A 23790-nucleotide genomic window follows, 5' to 3' on the forward strand; every position below is an offset into this window, starting at 1 on the left:
CCGGATCATCGGGGTGGCGATGACGCCACCCGCAGTCCTTAGAACTTCAGACCGCCTTCGCGAGCTGCGTCCGCAAGGGCTTTGATCTTGCCGTGGAACAGGAAACCACCGCGGTCGAAGATGACTTCTTCGACGCCGGCTTTCTTCGCACGCTCTGCAATCGCTGCGCCGATCTTGGCCGCGACTTCCACGTTGTTCTTGCCAACAGCGCCGAAGTCTTTCTCGAGCGACGATGCCGAGGCCAGGGTGACCCCTTTCACGTCGTCGATGACTTGAACGCTGATGTTCTTGGAAGAACGGTGAACGGACAGACGCGGACGACCGTCCGTGATAGCCCGCAGTTTGTTCCGCACGCGCAGGCGGCGCTTCAGGAACAGCTCTCGTTTGTTCAGTGCCATTTCTCGCGCCCCTTACTTCTTCTTGCCTTCCTTGCGGAAGACGACCTCACCCTTGTAGCGGATGCCTTTGCCCTTGTAGGGCTCGGGCTGACGCCACTCGCGGATGTTCGCGGCGACTTGGCCGACCAGTTGCTGGTCGATGCCTTCCACCACGATTTCGGTCTGCTTCGGCGAGGTGATGGTGACGCCGGCAGGCGCCTCGAAGTTCACGTCGTGCGAATAGCCCAGAGCCAGTTTCAGGACATTGCCCTGCATCGAGGCGCGGTAACCCACACCCTGAATTTCCAGCTCTTTCTTGAAGCCCTGGCTCACGCCGACGGTCAGGTTCTCGACCATCGAGCGAGTCATGCCCCACTGTTGACGGGCGCGCTTCGAGAGACCACGGGGGGTCACTTTCACGGCGCCGTCTTCCAGCGACAGGGTCACGTCATCGGTCGCGGTGAAGCTGCGGGTCCCTTTCGGGCCCTTCACTTCGATCGTCTGACCTTTGACTTCTGCGGTCACGCCTTGCGGGAGGGCGACCGGTTTTTTACCAATCCGAGACATCTCTGCCCTCCTTTAGAACACGGTGCAGAGGACTTCGCCGCCAACATTGGCGTTGCGAGCCGCTGCGTCCGACATCACGCCTTTCGGCGTCGAGACGATGGAAACGCCCAGGCCGTTGCGGACCGACGGGATTTCCTTGACCGAGGCATAAACCCGACGACCGGGTTTGGACACACGCGCGAGTTCGCGGATGACCGGGGTGCCTTCGTAGTATTTCAAGCTGATTTCCAGCTCATTGTGGCCGGCTTCCGTGGTTACGGGCTCGTAACCGCGGATGTAGCCTTCCGCCTTCAGCACGTCCAGAACCCAGGCGCGAAGCTTGGAGGCCGGAGTGCGAACGGTCGATTTGCCGCGCATCTGTGCGTTGCGGATGCGGGTCAGCATATCGCCGAGAGGATCGTTCATCGACATATTGCCCCCTTACCAGCTCGATTTGACCATGCCGGGGATCTGACCGAACGAGCCGAGCTCGCGCAGCATGATCCGCGACAGTTTCAGTTTGCGATAATACGCGTGCGGACGACCGGTCAGTTGGCACCGGTTGTGCAGACGCGTGGCCGAGGAGTTGCGCGGCAGTTCAGCCAGTTTCAGGCTGGCATTGAAGCGCTCTTCCATCGGGCGGGACTGATCGTGGACGACCTCGTTCAGAGCGGCGCGCTTGGCGGCGAATTTCTGAACCAGACGCTCGCGCTTCTTCTCGCGCTCGATCATGGATTTTTTAGCCATATCTCTTTTACCCCTGCGATCAGCTGTTGAACGGCATGTTGAAATGCTTCAACAGCGACTTCGCTTCCGCGTCGGTCGGCGCGGTGGTGCAGATGATGATGTCCATCCCCAGAACTTCGTCGACCTTGTCGAAGTTGATTTCCGGGAACACGATGTGCTCTTTCAGGCCCATGGCGTAGTTGCCGCGACCGTCGAAAGAGCTGCCCTTCACGCCGCGGAAGTCGCGGACGCGCGGCAGCGCGATGTTGATCAGGCGATCCAGGAATTCGTACATCCGGTCACCGCGCAGGGTCACTTTCGTGCCCAGCGGCATTTCTTCACGGACGCGGAAGCCTGCGATGGACTTCTTGGCATGAGTGATGACAGCCTTCTGACCCGCGATCAGCGAGAGCTCTTCAGCACCTTGCTTGACCTTTTTCGTGTCTTTCACGGCTTCGCCGATACCCATGTTCAGGACGATCTTGTCCAGACGCGGGATCTGCATGTCGTTCTTGTAGCCGAACTCTTCTTTCATCGCAGCGCGAATGACTTCGCGGTACTGCGCTTTGAGACGCGGCGAATAGGTGGCTTGGTCCAGCATCAGATCACGTCTCCCGTGGTCTTGGCGAAGCGGACTTTCTTGCCGTCTTCCAGGCGGAAGCCAACGCGGGTCGCTTTGCCGTTCTTGTCCATCAGCGACAGGTTCGACAGGTCGATCGGCATGGCTTTCGACACGCGACCGCCTTGCGAGGTCTGGGTCTGACGAGTGTGGCGGATCGCGATGTTGACGCCGTCAACAACAGCCTTGTTCTCTTTGGGAAGAACGGCCGAGATCTCGCCCTGCTTGCCTTTGTCCTTGCCGGCCAGCACGACGACCTTGTCGCCCTTTTTCAGCTTGGCAGCCATTACAGCACCTCCGGAGCGAGCGAGATGATCTTCATGAAGTTCTTGGCGCGCAGCTCACGAACGACCGGCCCGAAGATACGGGTACCGACCGGCTCACCCTGGTTGTTCAGGATGACGGCGGCGTTGCGGTCAAAACGGATCGAGGTGCCGTCTTCACGTTTCACTTCTTTGGCGGTGCGCACGACGACGGCCTTGCGGACGTCACCTTTCTTCACGCGACCGCGCGGAATGGCTTCCTTGACGGAGACGACAATGATGTCGCCCACCGACGCATAGCGACGGTGCGAACCACCCAGGACCTTGATGCACTGAACTCGGCGAGCGCCGGAGTTGTCAGCGACATCCAGATTGGTCTGCATCTGGATCATTGGGTTACTCCCGACCTTTGGGGACCAGCATCACCGGCCCCAGGGTTTCGATTAAGACTGGAGAAGCTCACGCCGAAGCTTCAACAGCGTCGACAAGCACAGTCCAGCGCTTGGTCTTCGAGATCGGGGCACATTCGATGATGCGAACGGTGTCACCGACCTTGAACTGGTTCAGCGCGTCATGCGCGCGGTATTTCTTCGACGACCGTACGGTCTTGTGCAGCAGCGGGTGCTTGAAGCGACGCTCGACCAGAACGGTGACGGTCTGTTCGTTCTTGTCGCTGACGACCTTGCCTTGCAGGATGCGTTTGGGCATGGACCTGGCTCCTTAGTTCGACGCCGCGGCTTCCGCCGCTTTCTGGTTCAGAATGGTTTTCACACGAGCGACGTCGCGACGGACGGCGCGCATGCGGGCGGTCGACTCGAGCTGGCCAGTGGCCTGCTGGAAGCGCAGGTTGAACGCTTCCTTTTTCAGAGCCAGCAGCTGTTCTTTCAGCTGATCCGGCGTCTTGTCTTTCAGTTCCAGCGCTTTCATACGCCATTTCCTTTCAACATCACCGGAGAGCCCCTGCACAGCAAGGCCACCCTGATTCCGGTGGAGTTTCATGATGAAGGCTTGCCCATACAGGCATGACCGATTTTTTGCAAGGCTCTTTGTGGAAAACCCGCAAATGACGCGCGCCCCGCCAGTATCCCGGCGGGGCGCGGATTGTGTAGGGTGCGCTTCAGCGCACCGATCCGGGGTTGGCAAGGTGCGTTGAAACGCACCCTACCCTTCGGATCACCAGTCTTCGCGGGCCACGATGCGGGTCAGCACCGGCAGCTTGTTCGCACCCAGGCGCAGTGCTTCACGCGCGATCTCGTCGGACACGCCGTCGATTTCGAACATGATGCGGCCGGGATGGACGCGGGCCGCCCAGTAATCGACCGAGCCTTTACCTTTACCCATCCGCACTTCGGTCGGTTTCGACGAAACCGGAACGTCCGGGAAAATCCGGATCCAGACCCGGCCCTGACGTTTCATGTGACGGGTGATCGCGCGGCGGGCCGCTTCGATCTGACGGGCGGTGACGCGCTCGGGCTCGGTAGCCTTCAGGGCGAACGAGCCGAAGTTCAGGGCGAAACCGCCCTTAGCTTCGCCGTGGATCCGGCCCTTGTGCTGTTTGCGGAACTTGGTCCGTTTCGGTTGCAGCATCTCTACTTCTCCTTAGCGCGCGTCGCGGTCACGACGCGGACCGCGCGGAGCCGGACCGTCTTGCGCTTCAGTCGCGCGACGGTCACGTGCCTGCGGGTCATGCTCCATGATCTCGCCTTTGAAGATCCAGGTCTTCACACCGATGATCCCGTAGGGGGTGGTGGCTTCCGACAGCGCATAGTCGATGTCGGCGCGCAGGGTGTGCAGCGGCACACGGCCTTCGCGATACCACTCGGTGCGAGCGATCTCGGCGCCGCCAAGACGGCCAGCGACGTTCACCCGGATGCCCAGGGCACCCATGCGCATGGCGTTCTGCACGGCACGCTTCATGGCGCGACGGAACGAAACGCGGCGCTCGAGCTGCTGAGCGATCGATTCGGCAACCAGCTGGGCGTCCAGCTCGGGCTTGCGGACTTCAACGATGTTGAGGTGCAGTTCCGAGGCGGTGAAGTTCGTCAGCTTCTTGCGCAGGGTCTCGATATCGGCGCCTTTTTTGCCGATGATGACACCCGGACGCGCGGCATAGATCGTGACGCGGCACTTTTTGTGCGGACGCTCGATGATGACGCGGCTGACACCAGCTTGTTTGGCTTCAGTATGGATGAAGTCGCGGATCTTCAGGTCTTCCAGCAACAGGTTGCCGTAGTCCTTGTCATCTGCGTACCAACGGCTGTCCCAGGTACGGTTGACCTGAAGACGCATCCCGATTGGGTTTACTTTCTGACCCATTACGCGCGCTCCTCGACCTGACGCACCTTGATGGTGATTTCCGAAAACGGCTTCATGATCTTGCCGTAACGACCACGGGCGCGCGGACGACCGCGTTTCATGACCATGTTCTTGCCGACCCATGCCTCGGCGACGATCAGGTTGTCGACGTCCAGGTTATGGTTGTTCTCGGCGTTGGCGATGGCCGACTGAAGGCATTTCTTCACGTCGCCGGCGACACGCTTGTGCGAGAAGGTCAGGTCGGCCAGAGCCTTGTCGACTTTCTTGCCACGGATCAGAGCCGCAACCAGGTTCAGCTTCTGCGGCGAGGTGCGAAGCATTTTCGTTTTTGCGAACGCCTCGTTCTCCGCCACGCGGCGCGGATTGTTTTCCTTACCCATGACGATTACTTCCTCTTCGCTTTCTTGTCGGCGGCGTGACCGTAATAGGTCCGCGTCGGCGAGTATTCACCAAACTTCTGGCCGATCATCTCCTCGGTCACGGCGACCGGGATATGCTTGTGGCCGTTGTAGACGCCGAAAGTCAGGCCGACAAACTGCGGCAGAATGGTCGAACGACGCGACCAGATCTTGATGACGTCGGACTTGCCAGCCTCGCGGGCTTTTTCCGCCTTGCGAAGCACGTATGCGTCAACAAAGGGGCCCTTCCAGATAGAACGTGCCATGGATTAGCGCCCCTTCTTCGCGTTACGCGACCGCAGGATGTATTTGTCGGTCGCTTTATTCGTGCGGGTCTTGTTACCCTTGGTGCCTTTGCCCCACGGAGTAACAGGATGACGACCGCCCGAAGTCCGGCCTTCACCACCACCATGCGGGTGGTCGATCGGGTTCATTGCAACACCGCGAACGCTCGGGCGGATGCCCTTGTGACGGTTGCGGCCTGCTTTGCCCAGGTTCTGGTTCGAGTGGTCCGAGTTCGACACGGCACCGATGGTGGCCATGCACTCTTGACGAACCAGACGCAGTTCGCCCGAGGACAGGCGGATCTGTGCATAGCCGCCGTCGCGACCGACGAACTGGGCGTAGGTGCCTGCCGAGCGGGCCAGCTGGCCGCCCTTGCCGGCTTTCAGCTCGACGTTGTGGACGATCGTACCGATCGGCATGCCCGAGAAGGGCATCGCGTTACCGGGTTTCACGTCGACCTTGGCGCCAGCGATCACCTTGTCACCAACAGCAAGACGCTGCGGAGCAATGATGTAGGCCAGTTCGCCATCTTCGTATTTGATGAGCGCGATGAAGGCGGTGCGGTTGGGATCGTATTCGATCCGCTCGACCGTCGCCGGGACATCGAACTTGGTGCGCTTGAAATCGACGATGCGGTAGAGACGCTTCGCCCCGCCGCCTTTGCGGCGCATCGTGATCCGTCCGGTGTTGTTCCGGCCGCCGTTCTTGGTCAAACCCTCGGTGAGGGATTTGACCGGGCGCCCTTTCCAAAGCTCCGAACGGTCGATCAGAACCAGCCCACGCTGGCCAGGCGTAGTCGGTTTATACGACTTGAGTGCCATGCTTTCTGTCTTCCGTTGCTTTGGACCTGTGGTGGTCCGTTTCAGTCAAAACACGACGGCCCCACAGGGGGGCCGTCGATTCGGTGGCTCTATATCAGAGGCCGGTCGACACGTCGATGGTGTTGCCAGCTTCCAGCGTGACATAGGCTTTCTTCACGTCCGAACGGACGCCGGGGCGGCCTTTGAAACGCTTGGTCTTGCCTTTGGTGATCGTGGTGTTGACCGCTTTCACCTTGACGTTGAACAGGGCTTCGACCGCTTGTTTGATCGAGGGCTTGTTCGCGTCTTTGGCGACCTGGAAAACGAAGGCGTTGGCTTCACCAACGAGCGTCGCTTTCTCGGTGATCAGCGGCTTGACGATCACATCGTAATGTTCGGGCTTCGTGGTCATTTCAGACGAGCCTCCAGAGCTTCGACTCCGGCGCGCGTCAGGACAAGCGTGTCGCGACGCAGGATGTCATAGACGTTGGCACCCATCGACGGCAGGACGTCCACGCCTTCGAGGTTGCGGGCGGCACGGGCGAAGTTCTCGTTCACTTCGGCACCGTCGATCACCAGAACGCGCTTCCAGCCGTTTTCTTTGACCGCTTTAGCAACGGCCGCAGTTTTGGCATCGGCGAGGTTCAGGCTGTCCACGATGACCAGCTCACCTGCGGCGAATTTCGCCGACAGAGCGTGCTTCAGGCCAAGTGCGCGAACTTTCTTCGGCAGATCGAAAGCGTGCGAACGCGGGGTCGGACCCTTGTACACACCACCGTGACGGAAGGTCGGCGCCTTGCGGGAACCGTGACGAGCGCCACCGGTGCCTTTTTGGCGATAGATCTTCTTGGTCGAGTAGCTGACATCCGACTTGCCCAGGACCGAATGGGTACCTTGCTGGGCTTTCGCACGCTGCCAGCGCACGACGCGGTGCAGCAGGTCGGCACGCGGCTCGAGCCCGAAGATGTCATCGCTCAGGTCGATGTCACCGGCTTTGCCGGCTTCGAGCGTGATCACATCGAGTTTCATCAGTTGTCTCCTTCGGGCGCAACGGCCTCGGCAGAGACCTGAGCCTCAGCGGCAGCCTTCGAACGGGTCGCAGCCGGGAAGACCGTGTTTTCGGCCAGCGGCTTTTTCACGGCGTCCTTGATGGTGACCCAGCCACCTTTCGAGCCCGGAACCGAACCCTTGACCATGATCAGGCCACGGTCGGCGTCGGTCCGAACGACTTGCAGGTTCTGCGTGGTGACGCGAACGGCACCCAGATGACCCGCCATTTTCTTGCCTTTGAAGACCTTACCCGGGTCTTGGCACTGGCCGGTCGAACCATGCGAGCGGTGCGAGATCGACACGCCGTGCGAGGCGCGCAGACCACCGAAGTTGTGACGCTTCATCGCACCTGCAAAGCCTTTACCGATCGAGGTACCGGCGATGTCGACGAACTGACCCGCGAAGTAGTGGTCGGCGATGATTTCTTCGCCCACTTCGATCAGGTTTTCGGCGGCAACGCGGAATTCCGCGATCTTGCGCTTCGGAGCAACATTCGCTTTCGCGAAGTGACCACGCAGAGCAGCGGTCGTGCGCTTGGCTTTCGCCTCGCCCGCGCCCAGCTGCAGGGCCACATAGCCGTCTTTCTCAGCGGTACGCTGAGCAACGACTTGCAGGTTGTCGACGTGAAGAACGGTGACAGGAACTTGACGCCCGTCTTCCAGGAACAGCCGGGTCATGCCCAGCTTCTTGGCGATTACACCAGTCCGCAGCATAATGGCCTCCTTACACCTTGATTTCGACGTCAACGCCAGCGGCGAGGTCGAGCTTCATCAGGGCGTCAACGGTCTGAGGGGTCGGGTCGACGATGTCCAGCAGGCGCTTGTGCGTGCGGATTTCCCACTGGTCGCGGGATTTTTTGTCGATGTGCGGACCGCGCAGAACGGTGAATTTCTCGATCTTGTTGGGCAGCGGAATCGGACCGCGGACCTGAGCGCCGGTGCGCTTGGCGGTGTTCACGATTTCCTGCGTGCTGGCATCCAGGACACGGTAATCGAACGCCTTGAGCCGGATGCGGATATTCTGGCTTTGCATTATCATCCCTCTTGCGGGGAACTCGAGTTGAGAGGCTGACGAAACACCACGTCCCGCCAGCGTCGAACCGTAAAAATAAGAGCAGGCCGCCCCATTACATGGCGACCCGTCATAAGGCAACCGATTCTTTCGGCAAGGAAGGGAATCAGTGGCAATGCGCCCGTTTAACGGGTTGACCGGCATCGGTCAAGCATTGCCGCCGGGTTCCGGTTTGCTCGGCAAAGTCGTCACGCACACCTTCGGCGCAACGCCCTCTGCGATCCGGCAAACACCAAAAGGCCGTCCCTTTCGGGACGGCCCTCTCATCGCGATATCCCCGAGGGGATCACCCGATGATATCTGGTGAAGGTGCGCTGAAGCGCACCCTACCCCGGCCCCCGTAGGGTGTGCTTGAGCGCACCCCACGCAAAGCCCGGTCCCGAATTACTTCAGGATTTTCGACACAACGCCGGCGCCGACGGTGCGGCCGCCTTCACGGATGGCGAAGCGCAGCTTCTCTTCCATCGCGATCGGGGCGATCAGTTCGACTTCGAACTTCAGGTTGTCGCCCGGCATCACCATCTCGGTGCCTTCCGGCAGCTTGACGGTGCCGGTGACGTCCGTGGTGCGGAAGTAGAACTGCGGACGGTAGTTGGCGAAGAACGGCGTGTGACGGCCACCCTCTTCCTTGGTCAGGATGTAAGCTTCGGCTTCGAAGGTGGTGTGCGGGGTCACCGACTTCGGCTTCACCAGAACCTGGCCACGCTCGACGCCGTCACGGTCGATGCCGCGCAGCAGAACGCCGACGTTGTCGCCAGCCTCCCCACGATCCAGCAGCTTGCGGAACATTTCCACGCCGGTGCAGGTGGTTTTCTTGGTGTCGCGGATGCCCACGATTTCCAGTTCGTCGCCGACGTTGACAGCGCCACGCTCGATACGGCCGGTCACAACGGTGCCGCGGCCCGAGATCGAGAACACGTCTTCGATCGGCAGCAGGAACGGCTGGTCAACCGCACGCTCGGGGGTCGGGATGTAGCTGTCGACAGCCGCGATCAGCTCGCGGATCGAGTTCTCGCCGATTTCCGCATCGCGGCCTTCCAGAGCGGCCAGAGCCGAGCCCTTGATGATCGGAATGTCATCGCCGGGGTAGTCGTACGAGGACAGCAGCTCGCGCACTTCCATCTCGACCAGTTCCAGCAGTTCCGGATCGTCAACCTGGTCGACCTTGTTCAGGTAGACGACCATGTAGGGGATGCCGACCTGACGGCCCAGCAGGATGTGCTCGCGCGTCTGCGGCATCGGGCCGTCAGCAGCGTTCACCACCAGGATCGCGCCGTCCATCTGCGCCGCACCGGTGATCATGTTCTTCACGTAGTCGGCGTGGCCGGGGCAGTCGACGTGCGCGTAGTGACGCGCTTCCGACTCGTACTCAACGTGCGCGGTCGAGATCGTGATGCCACGAGCGCGCTCTTCCGGCGCACCGTCAATCTGGTCATAGGCCTTGAATTCACCAAAATACTTGGTGATCGCAGCCGTCAGAGTCGTCTTGCCGTGGTCAACGTGACCAATGGTCCCGATGTTGACGTGCGGTTTCGTACGTTCAAACTTTGCCTTTGCCATAAGCAGGGCTCCTTGGATTCAGGTGTTCTACGAGGAAAGGCGGGGCGTCAGCCCCGCCATCCCGATCAGGCGTATTTCTTCTGGATCTCGTCCGAGATGTTCTGCGGCACGGCTTCGTAATGATCGAACTGCATCGAGAACACTGCACGGCCCGAGGACATCGAGCGCAGGTTGTTGATGTAGCCGAACATGTTGGCCAGCGGCACGAACGCGTCGATGACGTTGGCGTTGCCGCGCGAGTCCTGACCACGGACCATGCCACGACGGCTGGTCAGGTCGCCGATGATCGAACCGGTATATTCTTCCGGCGTCACAACTTCGACTTTCATGATCGGCTCGAGCAGTTTCGCGCCGGCTTTCTTCAGGCCTTCACGCATTGCTGCGCGCGAGGCGATTTCGAAGGCCAGAACCGACGAGTCGACGTCGTGGAAGGCACCGTCCGTCAGAGCGACCTTGAAGTCGATAACCGGGAAGCCTGCCAGCGGGCCCGAGTCCATGACGGACTTGATGCCTTTTTCGACGCCGGGGATGTATTCCTTCGGAACCGCACCACCAACAATCTTCGACTCGAACGAATAGCCTTCGCCCGGCTCGGTCGGGGTGATCGTCAGCTTCACGCGCGCGAACTGGCCGGTACCACCGGTCTGTTTCTTGTGCGTGTAGTCGATATCAGCCGAGGTCGAGATCGTCTCACGGTAAGCCACCTGCGGCGCACCGATGTTGGCTTCGACCTTGAACTCGCGCTTCATCCGGTCGACCAGAATGTCGAGGTGAAGTTCGCCCATGCCCTTCATGATGGTCTGGCCCGACTCGATGTCGGTTTCGACGCGGAAGGACGGGTCTTCGGCCGACAGACGCTGAAGGGCGAGGCCCATCTTTTCCTGGTCAGCTTTCGACTTCGGCTCGACGGCGATCTCGATGACCGGCTCGGGGAAGGTCATCGTTTCCAGAACCACCGGGTTCGACGGATCGCAAAGCGTGTCGCCCGTGGTGGTGTCTTTCAGACCGGCCAGCGCGATGATGTCGCCTGCAAAGGCTTCTTCGATCTCCTCGCGGTTGATCGAGTGCATCATCATCATCCGGCCAACGCGTTCGCGCTTGCCTTTGGTCGAGTTCATCATCTGGTCGCCTTTCTTCAGCACGCCCGAATACAGGCGGGTGAAGGTCAGCGAGCCGACGAAGGGGTCGTTCATGATCTTGAACGCGAGGCCCGAGAAGGGCTGCGCGTCATCAGCGCGACGCTCGATGTTACGCGTTTCCGTCTCATCGCCCGGAAGGAAGCCCATGTAGGCGGGCACGTCCAGCGGCGAGGGCAGGAAGTCGATGACCGAGTTGAGCAGAGGCTGAACGCCTTTGTTCTTGAACGCCGAGCCAGCGGTGACCGGGAAGAACGACAGCGACAGCGTGCCCTTGCGGATCAGACCGCGCAGGGTGGCTTCGTCGGGCTCGTTGCCTTCCAGATAGGCTTCCATGGCAACATCGTCTTGCTCGACGGCAAGCTCGATCATGTTGCCACGCCATTCGTCGGCCAGATCTTGCAGTTCTTCGCGGATCGGTTGACGGACCCAGCTCGCGCCGAGGTCTTCGCCTTTATAGACCCACTCTTCCATCTTGATCAGGTCGACGATGCCTTCCAGCTTGTCCTCGGCGCCGATCGGGAAAGCGATCGGGCACGGGATGCCACCGGTACGGTCCTTGATCATCTTCACGCAGTTGAAGAAGTCAGCGCCGATCTTGTCCATCTTGTTGACGAACACGATCCGCGGAACCTTGTAACGGTCAGCCTGGCGCCACACGGTCTCGGTCTGCGGTTCAACGCCAGCGTTGGCGTCGAGAAGGCAGATCGCACCGTCAAGCACGGCCAGCGAACGTTCGACTTCGATGGTGAAGTCGACGTGGCCGGGGGTGTCGATGATGTTGAAGCGGTACTTCGTGTCCGAGGTGCCTTCGGTGGTCGGATCTTCCTGGCGCTGCCAGAAAGTGGTCGTCGCAGCCGAGGTAATGGTGATGCCCCGCTCCTGCTCCTGCTCCATCCAGTCCATGGTCGCGGCGCCGTCATGGACTTCGCCGATCTTATGGGACTTGCCGGTGTAGTAGAGGATGCGTTCCGTCGTCGTGGTCTTACCCGCGTCGATGTGGGCCATGATCCCGAAGTTGCGGTAACGCTGGAGCGGATATTCCCGTGCCATGATGCTATTCCCTTACCAGCGGTAGTGGCTGAACGCTTTGTTGGCGTCGGCCATCTTGTGGGTGTCTTCGCGTTTCTTGACAGCGGTGCCGCGGCCGTTGACGGCATCGGCCAGCTCGCCCGCGAGGCGCTCTTCCATGGTGTGTTCGTTGCGGTTCTTGGCCGCAGTGATCAGCCAGCGGATCGCCAGCGCTTCACGGCGGGTCGGGCGAACCTCGACCGGAACCTGGTAGGTCGCACCACCGACGCGGCGCGAACGCACTTCGACGGAGGGCTTAACGTTGTCGAGGGCTTCGTGGAAGACTTCGACCGGCTCGCGCTTCAGCTTGCCTTGAACGCGTTCAAGGGCGCTGTAAACGATGCGCTCGGCGACCGATTTCTTACCGTCAACCATCAGGTTGTTCATGAACTTGGTCAGCACACGATCGCCATACTTGGCGTCAGGCAGAACTTCGCGCTTCTCAGCGGCGTGACGACGGGACATTGATGCCTCTCCTTACTTCGGACGCTTCGCGCCGTATTTCGAACGGCGTTGACGACGATCTTTGACGCCCTGGGTATCCAGCACACCGCGCAGGATGTGGTAACGGACACCCGGAAGGTCTTTTACACGGCCGCCACGGATCAGCACGACGCTGTGTTCCTGGAGGTTGTGCTTTTCGCCCGGGATGTAGGAGATGACCTCGAAGCCATTCGTCAGGCGCACTTTGGCGACTTTACGCATAGCGGAGTTCGGTTTCTTCGGCGTGGTGGTGTACACACGCGTGCATACGCCGCGCTTCTGCGGGCACCCTTGCAGGTGCTGCGACTTCGAGCGCTGCACTTTCGGCTGCCGCGGTTTGCGGATCAGCTGTTGGATCGTCGGCATTCGGTTCCCCGTCTTGCTTTCGTCAATACTCGCAGCAAAATTGCTGCGCCACTTCTCGACGGCGTAACGCGCCCATCGCGAAACGCCACGACCCATCACATCCCATGCGGGAGGATGGGTTCAGTTCCAGAGGATCGGGGCTTACGCCCGGATCTTGACCAAATATAGGTTCTGGGCACCAGGCAGGATTCTGCCGGGTGTGCGGCGTATAGGGGGAATCGCGGGGTGAGTCAACAGCCGCCCCCTATTGCCCCCAGCGCGGTCGCGCCGCACCCGGCAAGCCAAAGGCACGGGCCGCGTCATCAAGGCTGGACAGGTCGATGCGGAAACGCTCAGCCAGGACCTTATGCCACTGCGCATCCTGATCCGGCAATGGGTATCCGGCACCAATCGCCCCGGAATCATTGTCGTGATTAAGAAAACGCACAAACATCACCTTATCGCACATCGTGACGCCGGGCATCGACAGCCCGATCTTAAAATGCGGGAAATGTATGGCGGTTTGCGGCGCATCAGGCGGCAAATAGGCCGTCAGCCCGACGCTGGCATTGTGGATGACCCGCTGCTGAACCTCGATCCCGCGCTGCGTGGCCTTCAGCACCAACCCGCGCGAATAGTCGCAAGACAGCTTGCGGCCTAGCTGCCATAGCGGCCGCATGGCGGCAAAGTCCCCGCGCGCATGGGCGATATAGTCGATGGCGACCGCATCATCATCATCCTGACGGAAATGGCCCACGACATCGGCATCCGCCTCGACATGAGGACGGATCGCAGCAAGGCAGGCCGCCAGATGCATCTCCATCGGCGGGATCAACGCCAGCCGGAACTGTGGCGCGATCTCGGTCAATTCTCGCAGACGCGAAAGATAGGGTTCGGGCAGGTCCGGCCCGGTCATCAACACCAGTGTGAAATCGGGATCGGTCTGGGCCAGCAGACTGGGCAAGGTGATGTTCTCGAACCAGAACCAACGCCGCGCCAGTCGCTCGGCATCATAGAGGAACGCACGCCGCTCCTCGATGCTGGTATGGGTAACCTGAAAACCCCGCCCGCCCAGATAGGAAAACCGGCACAGGCCAAGCATCTGAACCCGCATCACCCTGCCTTCCGCAACTGCCGCTCGCGCAGGATGGAATAAAGTCCCGCGCCCACGACCAGCGCCGACCCGACCCAAGTCCACAGATCCGGCCATTCGCCAAAGAATGCCAGCCCCAACCCGATCGCCCATAGCAGCGAGGTGTAGCGGAACGGCGCGACGAACGAGACTTCGCCCACCCGCATCGCTGCGACGGCGGTGAAATAGCCCACGGTCAGCAGGGTCGCCGCCCCGGCCAGCAGGCCAATCTCACCGACTTTTGGCATGCGCCATTCCTCTCCGATCCCCATGACCAGCCCCGACAGCGTCACCAGCAACGCGGCGTGAAAGGCGATGGTCGAACTGTCCACCTGCACCGAGAACAGCCGCGTCGCAATATCGCGCACCACGATCAGCCCCATCGCCGCCAGTGCGACAATCGACCACAGATCGAACGCGCTGCTTCCGGGTCGCAGGATCACCAGCACACCGGCGAAGCCCACCCCGATCGCCCCCATCCGACGCCAGCCAAGTCGTTCGTGAAACACCAGCGCGGCCGCCAGCGTCACGGCCAAGGGCAGCGCCTGCATGATCGCCGACAGATCGGCCAACGCCATCTGCCGCAGCGCCAGCAGATAAAGCAGGGTCGAGATGATATCCGCCGCGCCGCGCAGCACCAGCGGTCCAATGTCATGGCGCGGCACCGTCACCACCAGCGGCTTGCGCTGCAAAGCGGACAGCAACAGCATGAAGATCAGCACCAACCCGCCCCGGATTGCCACCGATTCATATAGCGGCAACTCCCGCGTCACTGTCTTCATCAGGGAATCGTTGCAGGTGAATGCCGCCATGCACAGGACCATGAACAATGTCCCGCGCAGATTGGCAGCCATGTCCGAATGCCCCTGCGGATGCAGCGACACGGGCGCGACCCGACGAAATGACGAGATGAGTGGCGAGCGCATTCTGTCCCCGAAAACCCCAGGACAAGGGTTAAGCATGCCCGCTCGCAAAAGCCAGCACGGCCTTCCATACATCCGGAACTTCTGCCGCGACCGTCGCCCGGCGTTTTCACCGTTTCCTAAATACCCCTGCGGCAGCGATCACCGCCCAATGGAAAAGGCCCGGCGCAATGCCGGGCCTTTCCTGTGTCATGTTGCAGCGATCAGTTGTCGCCAGCAGCCTCGACCGGCGCGGCTTCCGGCGCGATCAGGGCCGCAGCGGCTTCCGCCTCGGCGCGGCGCGCCTCGATCACGTCGTTGTCGCGATCGGTCGCGATGCGACGCACGCGGGCGGTCGCGCCACCGGTACCGGCCGGGATCAGACGGCCGACGATGACGTTTTCCTTCAGCCCGACCAGTTTGTCGCGCTTGCCCTGAACGGCGGCCTCGGTCAGCACACGAGTCGTTTCCTGGAACGAAGCGGCCGAGATGAAGCTGCGGGTCTGCAGCGAAGCCTTGGTGATGCCCAGCAGCACCGGCTCGCCATTGGCCGGACGGCCACCCTTGGCTTCGATCTTGGCATTCTCTTCCTCGAACTCGTCGCGGTCGACATGCTCGCCCTTCAGCAGCGTGGTATCGCCACTGTCGAGGATCTCGATCTTCTGCAGCATCTGGCGAACGATCACCTCGATGTGCTTGTCGTTGATCTTCACGCCCTGCAGTCGATAGACGTCCTGCACTTCGTCGATGAGGTAGTCGGCCAAGGCCTCGATCCCCATGATGCGCAGGATGTCATGCGGTGCCGGGTTGCCGTCCATGATGTAGTCACCCTTCTGCACGAAGTCGCCTTCGTGAACCGGGATGTGCTTGCCTTTCGGCACCATGTACTCGACCGGGTCCATACCGTCCTGAGAGGGCTCGATGCTGATGCGGCGCTTGTTCTTGTAGTCCTTGCCAAAGCGCACATAGCCATCGATTTCGGCGATGATCGCGTGATCCTTGGGACGACGGGCCTCGAACAGTTCCGCCACGCGGGGAAGACCCCCGGTGATGTCCTTGGTCTTGGCGCCTTCGCGCGGGATACGCGCCACCACGTCACCGGCTTTGATCTCTTGGCCTTCTTCGACCGAGAGAACCGCGTCTACCGACATCGGATAGGTGACCGGGTTGCCCTGCTCGTTGCGGACCGGCTCGCCATCGGCATCGACGATGATGATCTCCGGCTTCAGCTCGTTGCCTTTGGGGGCCGAGCGCCAGTCGGTGACGATCTTCTGCGTCATGCCCGTCGCATCGTCGGTCTCGTCGCGGACCGAGATCCCCGACAGCAGGTCGACATACTTCGCGAGACCGGCCTTTTCGGCGATGATCGGCAGGGTATAGGGGTCCCATTCGAACATCTTCTGGCCGCGATTGACGTGATCGCCTTCGCGCACGAACAGTTTCGAGCCGTAGAACAGTTTGTGGTTCGCCAGAACCTCGCCCTGCGCATTTTTGACTTCGATCTGCATGTTCCGGCTCATGACGATCAGCTCGCCATTCGCGTTCTCAAGCGTGTTCTCGTTCTGGTAGGCGATCGTGCCTTCCTGCGCCGCTGCGATGAACGACTGCTGGCCACCCTGTGCAATACCGCCGATGTGGAAGGTCCGCATCGTCAGCTGGGTGCCCGGTTCACCGATCGACTGCGCGGCGATGATGCCGACAGCCTCGCCGATGTTGACCAGCGTGCCACGAGCAAGGTCGCGACCGTAGCAAAGTGCGCAGATGCCATCGTCCGACTCGCAGGTCAGGGCCGAGCGGATGCGGACGGTCTGAACACCGGCCTGCTCGATCTCGTCTGCCTTGCGCTCGTCGATCAGCTCGTTCTTGCGAACGATCACGACATCCTCGCCCGGAACCAGCACGTCATCGGCCGCAGTCCGGCCCAGAACACGCTCGCTGAGCGGGCTGACGACTTCACCATCGTTGACCGCCGCCGAAGCGGTGATCGCACGTTCGGTGCCGCAATCATGGTCACGGATGATGCAGTCCTGCGCCACGTCAACCAGACGACGGGTCAGGTAACCCGAGTTCGCGGTCTTCAGTGCCGTATCGGACAGACCCTTCCGGGCGCCGTGGGTCGAGTTGAAGTATTCAAGAACGGTCAGACCTTCCTTGAAGTTCGAGATGATCGGCGTTTCGATGATCTCGCCGTTCGGCTTGGCCATCAGGCCGCGCATCCCGCCCAGCTGCTTCATCTGGCTGACCGAGCCCCGAGCGCCCGAGTGGGCCATCATGTAAACCGAGTTCGGTTCCAGCTCAGCGCCCTTCTCGTCCTTTTTCGTGGCCGAGATGGTCTTCATCATCGCGTCGGTGACTTTGTCGTTACATTTCGACCAAGCATCGACAACTTTGTTGTACTTCTCGCCCTGGGTGATCAGGCCGTCCAGATACTGCTGCTCGAACTGCTTCACCTGGTCTTGGGTTTCCTCGACCAGTTCCCATTTCGCCGGCGGGATGACCATGTCGTCCTTGCCGAACGAGATGCCCGCACGGAATGCCTCGCGGAAGCCCAGACCCATGATCTGGTCACAGAAGATCACCGATTCCTTCTGACCGCAGTAGCGGTAGACGGTGTCGATGACGTTCTGGATGTCTTTCTTGCGCAGCAGGCGGTTGACCAGCTCGAAGGGCGCTTTCGCGTTCTTCGGCAGCAGCGAACCCAGACGCAGACGGCCCGGCGTGGTGTCGAAGCGGATGATCACTTCGTTGCCGTTCTCGTCGATCTGCGGCAGGCGGGCCTTGATCTTGGCGTGCAGGTGCACCGAGCCCGAGGCCAGAGCATGCTCGACCTCTTCGAGGCTGGTGAAGGCCATGCCTTCGCCCTTCATGCCTTCGCGTTCCATGGTCGTGTAGTACAGACCAAGGACCATGTCCTGCGACGGAACGATGATCGGCGCGCCGTTGGCGGGCGACAGAACGTTGTTCGTCGACATCATCAGGACGCGCGCTTCCAGCTGCGCTTCCAGCGACAGCGGAACGTGAACGGCCATCTGGTCGCCGTCGAAGTCGGCGTTGAAGGCCGAGCAGACCAGCGGGTGCAGCTGGATCGCCTTGCCTTCGATCAGGATCGGCTCGAACGCCTGGATGCCCAGACGGTGCAGCGTCGGCGCACGGTTCAGCAGAACCGGGTGCTCGCGGATGACCTCGTCAAGGATATCCCAGACCTCGGGACGCTCTTTCTCGACCAGCTTCTTCGCCTGCTTGACGGTCGAGGAAAGCCCCTTCGCCTCAAGACGCGAATAGATGAACGGCTTGAACAGCTCGAGCGCCATCTTCTTGGGCAGACCGCATTGGTGCAGCTTCAGTTCCGGACCGGTCACGATGACCGAACGGCCCGAGAAGTCGACGCGCTTGCCCAAAAGGTTCTGACGGAAGCGACCTTGCTTACCCTTCAGCATGTCGGACAGCGACTTCAGCGGGCGTTTGTTGTTCCCGGTGATGACGCGGCCGCGACGGCCGTTGTCGAACAGAGCATCGACCGACTCTTGCAGCATCCGCTTTTCGTTGCGGACGATGATGTCGGGCGCGCGCAGCTCGATCAGGCGCTTCAGACGGTTGTTCCGGTTGATGACCCGGCGGTACAGGTCGTTCAGGTCCGAGGTCGCGAAACGGCCGCCATCCAGCGGAACCAGCGGACGCAGTTCCGGCGGAATGACCGGAATCACGGTCAGGACCATCCATTCCGGACGGTTGCCCGATTCCAGGAAGGACTCGACGATTTTCAGGCGCTTGATGATCTTTTTCGGCTTCAGCTCGCCGGTCGCCTCTTTCAGCTCCTCGCGAAGCTGCTCGGCGGTGGCGGCCAGGTCGATATTGGCCAGCATCGCGCGGATCGCCTCGGCGCCGATATCGGCGGTGAAGGCGTCGGCACCGAAATTGTCCTGAGCGTCGAGGAACTCTTCCTCGGTCAGCAGCTGACCATAGGACAGGTCCGTCAGACCGGGTTCGATCACGACGTAGTTTTCGAAATACAGGATACGCTCAAGATCGCGCAGGGTCATGTCCAGCATCAGGCCGATGCGCGAGGGCAGCGACTTGAGGAACCAGATATGGGCGACCGGAGCGGCCAGCTCGATATGGCCCATGCGCTCGCGGCGGACCTTCTGCAGCGTGACTTCGACGCCGCATTTCTCGCAGACGAGGCCGCGATATTTCATGCGCTTGTATTTGCCGCAGAGGCATTCGTAGTCTTTGATCGGGCCAAAGATACGCGCGCAGAACAGGCCGTCACGCTCGGGCTTGAACGTACGGTAGTTGATCGTCTCGGGCTTCTTCACCTCGCCGAAGGACCAGGCAAGGATTTCCTCGGGCGAAGCCAGCGAGATCTTGATTTCGTCGAACTGCCGCGGCTGGGCCAGCGGGTTCAGGGGATTGGTGGCAAGTTCCTGGTTCATTTTCAAATCCTAATGAGGGGCGCGGGGGATGGGTGACGTGCTCCCGTAGGGTGCGCTTAAGCGCACCCTACGAGGGTGACGTCACTCCTCGTCCTCCGCATCCAGGAGTTCCATGTTGAGGCCCAGACCCCGGACCTCCTTGACCAGAACGTTGAACGATTCCGGCACGCCGGCTTCGAAGTTGTCCTCGCCCTTCACGATGCTCTCATAGACTTTGGTCCGGCCAGCCACGTCATCCGACTTCACCGTCAGCATCTCTTGCAGGGTGTAGGCGGCGCCGTATGCCTCAAGGGCCCAGACCTCCATCTCACCCAGACGCTGACCACCGAACTGCGCCTTACCACCCAGCGGCTGCTGCGTGACAAGCGAGTACGGACCGGTCGAACGGGCGTGCATCTTGTCGTCGACAAGGTGATGCAGCTTCAGGACGTATTTCGCCCCGACGGTGACCTTACGGGCGAATTGCTCGCCCGAGCGGCCATCGAAGACCACCGACTGACCCGAGGTGTCGAAACCGGCACGACGCAGCGCATCGTTCACGTCCGCCTCTTTTGCACCGTCGAAGACGGGCGTGGCGATCGGAACACCGCCGCGAACGGCGTTGGCGTGCTCACGCAGGGTCTCGTCGTCCAGAGTCTCGAACTGCTGGGCGTACAACTCGTCGCCATAGCCGTTCTTCATCGCCTCACGGACCGGAGTCATGTCGCCATTGCGGCGATAATCTTCCAGAGCCTCGTCGATCTTGATGCCCAGACCGCGCGAAGCCCAGCCCATGTGGGTTTCAAGGATCTGACCGACGTTCATGCGCGACGGCACGCCGAGCGGGTTCAGCACCAGATCGACCGGGGTACCATCGGCCAGGAACGGCATGTCCTCGATCGGAACGACCTTGGACACGACACCCTTGTTGCCGTGACGACCGGCCATCTTGTCGCCCGCCTGCAGCTTGCGCTTCACGGCGACAAAGACCTTGACCATCTTCATGACGCCCGGAGGCAGATCGTCGCCCTGACGGACCTTCTCGACCTTGTCGTCGAAGCGGTTGTCCAGAGCACGCTTCAGCATGTCGAATTGCTGGTTCAGCGCTTCGACTTCCTTGGCGGTCTCTTCGTCAGCGACGGCAAGCTGCCACCACTGGCCGCGGCTCAACTGGCCCAGCAGGTCATCATTGACGGCCGAGCCGGACTTGATGCCCTTCGGACCCTTGACCACTTCGCGGCCCATGATCAGCGTTTTCAGGCGCGCATAGATGTTGCGCTCAAGGATCGCCAGCTCGTCGTCCCGGTCACGGGCCAGACGTTCGACTTCTTCACGTTCGATCTGCAGCGCACGTTCGTCCTTGTCGACGCCGTGACGGTTGAAGACGCGGACCTCGACGATCGTGCCGTAAGCACCCGGCGGCAGACGCAGCGAGGTGTCGCGGACATCCGAAGCCTTCTCACCGAAGATGGCGCGCAGAAGCTTTTCTTCCGGCGTCATCGGCGATTCACCTTTCGGGGTGATCTTGCCGACCAGGATGTCGCCCGGGCCAACCTCGGCGCCGATGTAAACGATGCCAGCCTCGTCGAGGTTGCGCAGCGCTTCTTCACCGACGTTCGGGATGTCGCGGGTGATCTCTTCCGGCCCCAGTTTCGTGTCGCGGGCCGCCACTTCGTATTCGTCGATATGGATCGAGGTGAACACGTCGTCGCGGTGGATGCGCTCGGAAATCAGGATCGAGTCTTCGTAGTTGTAGCCGTTCCACGGCATGAACGCGACGACCACGTTCCGGCCGATGGCCAGTTCGCCCTGATCGGTCGAGGGACCGTCGGCGATGACCTGATTCTTGACCACCGAGTCACCCACCTTGACGATGGGACGCTGGTTGATGGTCGAGGACTGGTTCGAACGCTTGAACTTGCGCAGACGATAGATGTCGACGCCGGCATCGCCCGCACCCAGATCCTCGGTCGCACGCACAACGATACGCTGCGCATCGACCTGGTCGATGATGCCGCCGCGACGGGCCATGATGGCCGCCCCGGAATCGCGCGCAACCGTCGCTTCCATGCCGGTGCCGACGAACGGCGCCTCGGCACGCAGCAGCGGAACCGCCTGACGTTGCATGTTCGAGCCCATCAGCGCGCGGTTGGCGTCGTCGTTCTCAAGGAACGGGATCAACGCCGCAGCGACCGAGACCAGCTGTTTCGGCGACACGTCGATCAGATCGACGGCATCGACCGGGTTCAGCATGAAGTCACCGGCTTGGCGGGTCGAGATCAGCTCGTCAACGAACTTGCCGTTCTCGTCCAGCGTCGCGTTGGCCTGAGCCACGGTGTGACGCATTTCCTCGGTCGCGGACATGTAGACCACGTCATCGGTGACGTGACCTTCGATGACCTTGCGATACGGGGTCTCGATGAAGCCGTATTTGTTCACGCGGGCGAAAGTGGCCAGCGAGTTGATCAGACCGATGTTCTGACCTTCCGGCGTTTCAATCGGGCACATCCGGCCATAGTGGGTCGGGTGAACGTCGCGAACCTCGAAGCCTGCACGCTCACGCGTCAGACCGCCCGGCCCGAGCGCCGACAGACGGCGCTTGTGCGTCACTTCCGACAGCGGGTTGGTCTGGTCCATGAACTGCGACAGCTGCGACGAGCCGAAGAATTCGCGGACGGCAGCGGCTGCCGGTTTGGCGTTGATCAGGTCCTGCGGCATGACGGTGTCGATTTCGACGCCGGACATACGTTCGCGGATGGCACGCTCCATACGCAGCAGACCGATGCGGTATTGGTTCTCCATCAGCTCGCCGACCGAGCGCACCCGGCGGTTGCCGAGGTGGTCGATATCGTCGATCTCGCCCTTGCCGTCGCGCAGTTCGACCAGGCCACGGATACAGGCCTTGATGTCGTCCTTGCGCAGGGTGCGCTGGGTGTCCGGCGCATCCAGATCAAGGCGCATGTTCATCTTGACGCGACCCACGGCCGAAAGGTCGTAGCGCTCGCTGTCAAAGAACAGGCTGTCGAACAGGGTCGAGGCAGCCTCGACGGTCGGCGGCTCACCCGGACGCATCACGCGGTAGATGTCCATCAGCGCGCCATCGCGGCTCATGTTCTTATCCGCCGCCATGGTGTTGCGGATATAGGGACCGACGTTGACGTGGTCGATGTCCAGAACCGGGATCTCGGTGATGCCGTTGTCCATCAGGACCTTCAGCAGACCGCCCGAGATCTCGCCGTCGCGACCGTATTCAAGGGTGATCTCGTCACCGGCCTCGGCATAGATGAAACCGGTATCGTCATTGACGATATCCTTGGCGACAAAGCGGCCGACGATCTTTTCGAACGGCAGCAGCAGATTGAGCGGGCCCTTCTCGGCCAGCTGCTTGACCAGACGCGGGGTGACCTTTTCGCCGGCCTTGGTGATGACTTCGCCGGTATCGGCATTCACCAGATCATAGGTCGGACGGGTGCCGCGCACGCGCTCGGGGAAGAACTTGGTGACCCAGCCCGCGTCCTGACCTTTGCCAGCGCGCTGCAGCTTGTAGTCCACGGTGTCGTAGAAGGCATCCATGATGCCTTCCTGATCCATGCCAAGCGCATAGAGCAGAGTCGTCACCGGCAGTTTGCGGCGGCGGTCGATACGCGCGAACACCAGGTCCTTGGCGTCGAATTCGAAGTCCAGCCACGAGCCGCGATAGGGAATGATGCGGCAGGCGAACAGCAGCTTGCCCGAGGAGTGGGTCTTGCCGCGGTCATGGTCGAAGAACACGCCGGGCGAGCGGTGCATCTGCGACACGACGACGCGCTCGGTGCCGTTCACGATGAACGTCCCGTTCTGGGTCATCAGGGGCATGTCGCCCATGTAGACGTCTTGTTCCTTGATGTCCTTGACGGACTTCGCGCCCGAGTTCTCGTCGACATCGAACACGATCAGACGCAGGGTGACCTTGAGCGGCGCGGCATAGGTCATGTCGCGGGCTTGGCACTCGTCAACGTCGTATTTGGGGCGTTCGAGTTCGTATTTCACGAATTCGAGCGTCGCGGTCTCGTTGAAGTCCTTGATCGGGAATACCGATTGGAAAACACCGTTGATGCCCTCGCCGTCCTGATGGCCCTCGGCCTCGCCCGACCGCAGGAACAGGTCGTAAGAGGATTTCTGAACCTCGATGAGGTTCGGCATTTCCAGGACTTCGCGGATATTGCCATAATAACGCCGGATGCGTTTCTGGCCGACATAAGCTTGCGCCATAGAGGGTCTAACCTTTCGTCTTTCGCTTGCAGCGGTCGTCGGGGCCC

26 protein-coding genes are annotated in these 23790 nt (G+C 61.1%); all 26 read right to left on the reverse strand.

Annotation, left to right across the window (positions count from 1 at the left end; all coding sequences use genetic code 11):
• Positions 1–38: 38 nt before the first annotated feature.
• Positions 39–398 (reverse strand): 50S ribosomal protein L18, encoded by a 360-nt coding sequence (gene rplR / locus IB235_RS06185; protein WP_155038734.1) that lies wholly within the window; start codon positions 396–398, stop codon positions 39–41.
• 12 nt (positions 399–410) lie between these two features.
• A complete protein-coding gene (rplF, locus tag IB235_RS06190) occupies positions 411–944 on the reverse strand; it encodes a 50S ribosomal protein L6 (protein WP_155038735.1) in 534 nt (177 codons plus the stop codon).
• 12 nt (positions 945–956) lie between these two features.
• A complete protein-coding gene (gene rpsH, locus IB235_RS06195; protein WP_155038736.1) occupies positions 957–1355 on the reverse strand; it encodes a 30S ribosomal protein S8 in 399 nt (132 codons plus the stop codon).
• A 9-nt stretch (positions 1356–1364) separates the two neighbouring features.
• Positions 1365–1670 (reverse strand): 30S ribosomal protein S14, encoded by a 306-nt coding sequence (rpsN, locus tag IB235_RS06200; protein WP_155038737.1) that lies wholly within the window; start codon positions 1668–1670, stop codon positions 1365–1367.
• 19 nt (positions 1671–1689) lie between these two features.
• Positions 1690–2250 (reverse strand): 50S ribosomal protein L5, encoded by a 561-nt coding sequence (gene rplE, locus IB235_RS06205; RefSeq protein ID WP_155038739.1) that lies wholly within the window; start codon positions 2248–2250, stop codon positions 1690–1692.
• Positions 2250–2555 (reverse strand): 50S ribosomal protein L24, encoded by a 306-nt coding sequence (rplX, locus tag IB235_RS06210; RefSeq protein WP_155038740.1) that lies wholly within the window; start codon positions 2553–2555, stop codon positions 2250–2252. Before rplX ends, rplE begins: the two co-directional genes overlap by 1 nt.
• Entirely contained in the window at positions 2555–2923 is a 369-nt protein-coding gene (gene rplN, locus IB235_RS06215) for a 50S ribosomal protein L14 (RefSeq protein WP_010400243.1), read from the reverse strand. Before rplN ends, rplX begins: the two co-directional genes overlap by 1 nt.
• A 67-nt stretch (positions 2924–2990) precedes the next feature.
• Positions 2991–3239, reverse strand: coding sequence for a 30S ribosomal protein S17 (gene rpsQ / locus IB235_RS06220; RefSeq protein ID WP_155038742.1), 249 nt, complete (start codon positions 3237–3239; stop codon positions 2991–2993).
• Between the two features lie 12 nt (positions 3240–3251).
• On the reverse strand, positions 3252–3458 hold the full coding sequence (gene rpmC, locus IB235_RS06225; protein WP_155038743.1) for a 50S ribosomal protein L29: 207 nt from the start codon (positions 3456–3458) through the stop codon (positions 3252–3254).
• Between the two features lie 246 nt (positions 3459–3704).
• Positions 3705–4118: a 50S ribosomal protein L16 gene (gene rplP / locus IB235_RS06230; protein ID WP_134680210.1), complete on the reverse strand. Its 414-nt coding sequence runs from the start codon at positions 4116–4118 to the stop codon at positions 3705–3707.
• 12 nt (positions 4119–4130) lie between these two features.
• Positions 4131–4847 (reverse strand): 30S ribosomal protein S3, encoded by a 717-nt coding sequence (rpsC, locus tag IB235_RS06235; protein WP_155038745.1) that lies wholly within the window; start codon positions 4845–4847, stop codon positions 4131–4133.
• Entirely contained in the window at positions 4847–5227 is a 381-nt protein-coding gene (rplV, locus tag IB235_RS06240; RefSeq protein ID WP_155038747.1) for a 50S ribosomal protein L22, read from the reverse strand. Before rplV ends, rpsC begins: the two co-directional genes overlap by 1 nt.
• 5 nt (positions 5228–5232) lie before the next feature.
• Entirely contained in the window at positions 5233–5511 is a 279-nt protein-coding gene (gene rpsS, locus IB235_RS06245) for a 30S ribosomal protein S19 (protein ID WP_017999558.1), read from the reverse strand.
• Between the two features lie 3 nt (positions 5512–5514).
• Positions 5515–6351: a 50S ribosomal protein L2 gene (rplB, locus tag IB235_RS06250; RefSeq protein ID WP_155038758.1), complete on the reverse strand. Its 837-nt coding sequence runs from the start codon at positions 6349–6351 to the stop codon at positions 5515–5517.
• Between the two features lie 94 nt (positions 6352–6445).
• On the reverse strand, positions 6446–6742 hold the full coding sequence (locus tag IB235_RS06255) for a 50S ribosomal protein L23 (RefSeq protein WP_155038759.1): 297 nt from the start codon (positions 6740–6742) through the stop codon (positions 6446–6448).
• A complete protein-coding gene (rplD, locus tag IB235_RS06260) occupies positions 6739–7359 on the reverse strand; it encodes a 50S ribosomal protein L4 (protein ID WP_192336073.1) in 621 nt (206 codons plus the stop codon). The genes IB235_RS06255 and rplD overlap by 4 nt, the downstream gene beginning before the upstream one ends.
• Positions 7359–8093, reverse strand: a complete 735-nt coding sequence (gene rplC / locus IB235_RS06265) for a 50S ribosomal protein L3 (RefSeq protein ID WP_155038761.1) — start codon at positions 8091–8093, stop codon at positions 7359–7361. Before rplC ends, rplD begins: the two co-directional genes overlap by 1 nt.
• A 10-nt stretch (positions 8094–8103) precedes the next feature.
• Entirely contained in the window at positions 8104–8412 is a 309-nt protein-coding gene (gene rpsJ, locus IB235_RS06270) for a 30S ribosomal protein S10 (protein WP_010400227.1), read from the reverse strand.
• A gap of 423 nt (positions 8413–8835) precedes the next feature.
• Entirely contained in the window at positions 8836–10011 is a 1176-nt protein-coding gene (gene tuf / locus IB235_RS06275; protein WP_155038762.1) for an elongation factor Tu, read from the reverse strand.
• A gap of 65 nt (positions 10012–10076) precedes the next feature.
• Positions 10077–12200 carry an elongation factor G gene (fusA, locus tag IB235_RS06280; RefSeq protein WP_155038763.1) on the reverse strand — a complete coding sequence of 708 codons (2124 nt, stop codon included), beginning with the start codon at positions 12198–12200 and terminating at the stop codon, positions 10077–10079.
• A gap of 12 nt (positions 12201–12212) precedes the next feature.
• Positions 12213–12683, reverse strand: a complete 471-nt coding sequence (rpsG, locus tag IB235_RS06285) for a 30S ribosomal protein S7 (protein WP_155038764.1) — start codon at positions 12681–12683, stop codon at positions 12213–12215.
• 12 nt (positions 12684–12695) lie between these two features.
• Positions 12696–13067, reverse strand: a complete 372-nt coding sequence (gene rpsL / locus IB235_RS06290) for a 30S ribosomal protein S12 (RefSeq protein WP_022705687.1) — start codon at positions 13065–13067, stop codon at positions 12696–12698.
• Positions 13068–13311: 244 nt separating this feature from the next.
• The gene (locus IB235_RS06295) at positions 13312–14160 is read right to left on the reverse strand and encodes a putative rhamnosyl transferase (protein ID WP_192336074.1); all 849 of its coding nucleotides are present in this window, start codon (positions 14158–14160) and stop codon (positions 13312–13314) included.
• Positions 14160–15104, reverse strand: a complete 945-nt coding sequence (locus IB235_RS06300; RefSeq protein WP_192336075.1) for a DMT family transporter — start codon at positions 15102–15104, stop codon at positions 14160–14162. Before IB235_RS06300 ends, IB235_RS06295 begins: the two co-directional genes overlap by 1 nt.
• A 200-nt stretch (positions 15105–15304) precedes the next feature.
• A complete protein-coding gene (rpoC, locus tag IB235_RS06305) occupies positions 15305–19513 on the reverse strand; it encodes a DNA-directed RNA polymerase subunit beta' (protein ID WP_155038767.1) in 4209 nt (1402 codons plus the stop codon).
• Positions 19514–19594: 81 nt separating this feature from the next.
• Positions 19595–23743, reverse strand: a complete 4149-nt coding sequence (rpoB, locus tag IB235_RS06310; protein WP_155038768.1) for a DNA-directed RNA polymerase subunit beta — start codon at positions 23741–23743, stop codon at positions 19595–19597.
• Between the last annotated feature and the right edge of the window lie 47 nt (positions 23744–23790).

The sequence above is a fragment of the Paracoccus sp. PAR01 genome, from assembly GCF_014851995.1.
In the GTDB taxonomy this organism is placed as follows: Bacteria; Pseudomonadota; Alphaproteobacteria; order Rhodobacterales; family Rhodobacteraceae; genus Paracoccus; species Paracoccus litorisediminis.

What these genes read in the sequence shown, in the direction of transcription:
- rplR (WP_155038734.1), bottom strand. Translation starts at nt 398, where the DNA reads ATGGCACTGAACAAACGAGAGCTGTTCCTGAAGCGCCGCCTGCGCGTG.
- rplF (WP_155038735.1), bottom strand. Translation starts at nt 944, where the DNA reads ATGTCTCGGATTGGTAAAAAACCGGTCGCCCTCCCGCAAGGCGTGACC.
- rpsH (WP_155038736.1), bottom strand. Translation starts at nt 1,355, where the DNA reads ATGTCGATGAACGATCCTCTCGGCGATATGCTGACCCGCATCCGCAAC.
- rpsN (WP_155038737.1), bottom strand. Translation starts at nt 1,670, where the DNA reads ATGGCTAAAAAATCCATGATCGAGCGCGAGAAGAAGCGCGAGCGTCTG.
- rplE (WP_155038739.1), bottom strand. Translation starts at nt 2,250, where the DNA reads ATGCTGGACCAAGCCACCTATTCGCCGCGTCTCAAAGCGCAGTACCGC.
- rplX (WP_155038740.1), bottom strand. Translation starts at nt 2,555, where the DNA reads ATGGCTGCCAAGCTGAAAAAGGGCGACAAGGTCGTCGTGCTGGCCGGC.
- rplN (WP_010400243.1), bottom strand. Translation starts at nt 2,923, where the DNA reads ATGATCCAGATGCAGACCAATCTGGATGTCGCTGACAACTCCGGCGCT.
- rpsQ (WP_155038742.1), bottom strand. Translation starts at nt 3,239, where the DNA reads ATGCCCAAACGCATCCTGCAAGGCAAGGTCGTCAGCGACAAGAACGAA.
- rpmC (WP_155038743.1), bottom strand. Translation starts at nt 3,458, where the DNA reads ATGAAAGCGCTGGAACTGAAAGACAAGACGCCGGATCAGCTGAAAGAA.
- rplP (WP_134680210.1), bottom strand. Translation starts at nt 4,118, where the DNA reads ATGCTGCAACCGAAACGGACCAAGTTCCGCAAACAGCACAAGGGCCGG.
- rpsC (WP_155038745.1), bottom strand. Translation starts at nt 4,847, where the DNA reads ATGGGTCAGAAAGTAAACCCAATCGGGATGCGTCTTCAGGTCAACCGT.
- rplV (WP_155038747.1), bottom strand. Translation starts at nt 5,227, where the DNA reads ATGGGTAAGGAAAACAATCCGCGCCGCGTGGCGGAGAACGAGGCGTTC.
- rpsS (WP_017999558.1), bottom strand. Translation starts at nt 5,511, where the DNA reads ATGGCACGTTCTATCTGGAAGGGCCCCTTTGTTGACGCATACGTGCTT.
- rplB (WP_155038758.1), bottom strand. Translation starts at nt 6,351, where the DNA reads ATGGCACTCAAGTCGTATAAACCGACTACGCCTGGCCAGCGTGGGCTG.
- IB235_RS06255 (WP_155038759.1), bottom strand. Translation starts at nt 6,742, where the DNA reads ATGACCACGAAGCCCGAACATTACGATGTGATCGTCAAGCCGCTGATC.
- rplD (WP_192336073.1), bottom strand. Translation starts at nt 7,359, where the DNA reads ATGAAACTCGATGTGATCACGCTCGAAGCCGGCAAAGCCGGTGACATC.
- rplC (WP_155038761.1), bottom strand. Translation starts at nt 8,093, where the DNA reads ATGCTGCGGACTGGTGTAATCGCCAAGAAGCTGGGCATGACCCGGCTG.
- rpsJ (WP_010400227.1), bottom strand. Translation starts at nt 8,412, where the DNA reads ATGCAAAGCCAGAATATCCGCATCCGGCTCAAGGCGTTCGATTACCGT.
- tuf (WP_155038762.1), bottom strand. Translation starts at nt 10,011, where the DNA reads ATGGCAAAGGCAAAGTTTGAACGTACGAAACCGCACGTCAACATCGGG.
- fusA (WP_155038763.1), bottom strand. Translation starts at nt 12,200, where the DNA reads ATGGCACGGGAATATCCGCTCCAGCGTTACCGCAACTTCGGGATCATG.
- rpsG (WP_155038764.1), bottom strand. Translation starts at nt 12,683, where the DNA reads ATGTCCCGTCGTCACGCCGCTGAGAAGCGCGAAGTTCTGCCTGACGCC.
- rpsL (WP_022705687.1), bottom strand. Translation starts at nt 13,067, where the DNA reads ATGCCGACGATCCAACAGCTGATCCGCAAACCGCGGCAGCCGAAAGTG.
- IB235_RS06295 (WP_192336074.1), bottom strand. Translation starts at nt 14,160, where the DNA reads ATGCGGGTTCAGATGCTTGGCCTGTGCCGGTTTTCCTATCTGGGCGGG.
- IB235_RS06300 (WP_192336075.1), bottom strand. Translation starts at nt 15,104, where the DNA reads ATGCGCTCGCCACTCATCTCGTCATTTCGTCGGGTCGCGCCCGTGTCG.
- rpoC (WP_155038767.1), bottom strand. Translation starts at nt 19,513, where the DNA reads ATGAACCAGGAACTTGCCACCAATCCCCTGAACCCGCTGGCCCAGCCG.
- rpoB (WP_155038768.1), bottom strand. Translation starts at nt 23,743, where the DNA reads ATGGCGCAAGCTTATGTCGGCCAGAAACGCATCCGGCGTTATTATGGC.